Raw genomic sequence first — 2817 nt, forward strand, 5'->3', positions numbered from 1 at the left:
GATAACCAATGAAACGGGTGTTATCTGGTACGATGCGGCTACTGCAGGTAATGTAGTAATACCAACGACGGCTTTGGTAAACGGAAGAACCTATTATGGATCTTTAAAAGCAGGTACTTGCGAGAGCCCAACACGTTTGGCTGTAATGGTAACGATCAGCGATCCAAAGACACCAACAGGGAATGCAGCACAGGAATTCTGTAAATCTTCGAATGCTACAATTGCGAGTCTGGCAACCAATGAAACAGGAGTGACTTGGTACGATGCCGCTACCGCAGGAAATAAATTGGCTTCTACAACCATATTAACTAACGGAACAACATATTACGGTTCACTAAAAGTAGGTACTTGTGAGAGCCCAACAAGATTGGCGGTAACAATAACCATTAGCGATCCGAGGAAACCAGTAGGAAATCAGGGGCAATTTTTTTGCAAATCTGAGAATGCTACTGTGGCGAGTTTAGTAACTAATGAAACAGGCGTGACTTGGTACGATGCTGCAACGGCAGGTAATGTAGTGAGCTCAACAACAGCTTTAGAGAATAATCAAATCTATTATGGATCTTTAAAGGTAGGGGTCTGTGAGAGCCCAGTTCGAATACAAGTGCAAGTATGGATTTATAGCCCTGAACTTCCGAGAGGTGATAAAATACAGTATTTTTGTAAAAATAGCAGTTCTACTGTGGCTAATTTATCTGTGGTAACGCCTGTTAATCATAACGGTAAGGCAGAAGCAATTTGGTATGATTCAGCAACTGGAGGTAACGTAATCCCCTTTAATACTCCTTTGATTAATGAAAAGGTTTACTATGCAGGCTTGAAAGAAGTATATCCTTTTGGCATTTCTTCATGCGAAAACCCAATACGTTTAGCTGTAACAGCGATGATCAGCGATCCGCAAACTCCAACAGGTAATGCAGCACAGGAATTCTGTAAATCTGCCAATGCTACCGTGGCAAGTTTGGCAACCAATGAGAGCGGAGTTACTTGGTACGATGCGGCAACAGCAGGGAATAAATTGACTTCGACAACTGCCTTAACAAGCGGAACAACATATTATGGATCTTTAAAAGTAGGCACTTGCGAGAGCCCAACAAGACTGGCGGTAACAGTAGCGATTAGTGATCCGCAAACTCCAACAGGTAATGCAACACAGGAATTCTGTAAATCTGCAAATGCTACTGTGGCGAGTCTGGTTACTAATGAAACAGGAGTTACTTGGTACGATGCGGCTATTGCGGGAAATGTAGTGAGTTCAACAACAGCTTTGGTAAACGGAAGGACATATTACGGCTCGCTAAAAGTAGGTAATTGTGAGAGCCCAACTCGATTGGCAGTAACAGTAACGATCAGCGATCCGCAAACTCCAACAGGTAATGCAACACAGGAATTCTGTAAATCTGCGAATGCTACTGTGGCAAGTCTGGTAACGAATGAAACAGGAGTGACTTGGTACGATGCGGTTACTGCAGGCAATAAATTGGCTTCTACAACCATATTAACTAACGGAACAGTATATTATGGTTCACTAAAAGTAGGTACTTGCGAGAGTCCAACAAGATTGACAGTAACGGTGACAATCAGCGATCCTCAAACACCAACCACAGCTAACAGTTCACAGGAATTCTGTAAATCTGCCAATGCTACTGTGGCGAGTCTGGTTACTAATGAAACAGGAGTTACTTGGTACGATGCGGCTATTGCGGGAAATGTAGTGAGTTCAACAACAGCTTTGGTAAACGGAAGGACATATTACGGTTCGCTAAAAGTAGGTAATTGTGAGAGCCCAACTCGATTGGCAGTAACAGTAACGATCAGCGATCCGCAAACTCCAACAGGTAATGCAACACAGGAATTCTGTAAATCTGCGAATGCTACTGTGGCAAGTCTGGTAACGAATGAAACAGGAGTGACTTGGTACGATTCGGCTACTGCAGGTAATGTAGTAACACCAACGACAGCTTTGGTAAACGGAAGAACATATTACGGATCTTTAAAAGCAGGTACTTGTGAGAGCCCAACACGTTTGGCTGTAATGGTAACGATCAGCGATCCAAAGACACCAACAGGGAATGCAGCACAGGAATTTTGTAAAAACAGTAATGCTACCGTGGCAAGTTTGGCAACCAATGAGAGCGGAGTTACTTGGTACGATGCGGCTACTGCGGGAAATGTAGTGAGTTCAACAACAGCTTTGGTAAACGGAAGGACATATTACGGTTCGCTAAAAGTAGGTACTTGTGAGAGCCCAACACGTTTGGCTGTAATGGTAACGATCAGCGATCCAAAAACACCAACAGGGAATGCAGCACAGGAATTTTGTAAAAACAGTAATGCTACCGTGGCAAGTTTGGTAACCAATGAAACAGGAGTTACTTGGTACGATTCGGCTACCGCAGGAAATAAAATGATTTCTACAACCATATTAACTAACGGAACAGTATATTATGGTTCACTAAAAGTAGGTACTTGCGAGAGTCCAACAAGATTGGCGGTAACAGTAACGATCAGTGATCCTCAGACACCAATAGGAGCTGTAAATCAGGAATTCTGTAAATCTGCCAATGCTACCGTGGCAAGTTTGGCAACCAATGAGAGCGGAGTTACTTGGTACGATGCGGCTACTGCTGGAAACAAAATTGTTTCAACAACGGCATTAATTAATGGAGTAACCTATTACGGATCTTTAAAAGTGGGTACTTGTGAGAGCCCAACACGTTTGGCAGTAACGGTGACAATCAGCGATCCTCAAACACCAACCACAGCTAACAGTTCACAGGAATTCTGTAAATCTGCGAATGCTACAGTGGCAAGTTT

Annotated in this window: 1 pseudogene; it reads left to right on the forward strand. The window is 43.2% G+C overall.

Going from position 1 to position 2817, the window contains the following annotated elements:
* A pseudogene (locus tag C245_RS0122440) lies at positions 1-2817 on the forward strand (hypothetical protein); the annotation flags it as partial.

The sequence above is a fragment of the Flavobacterium sp. WG21 genome (genome assembly GCF_000335775.1).
GTDB lineage: Bacteria > Bacteroidota > Bacteroidia > Flavobacteriales > Flavobacteriaceae > Flavobacterium > Flavobacterium tructae.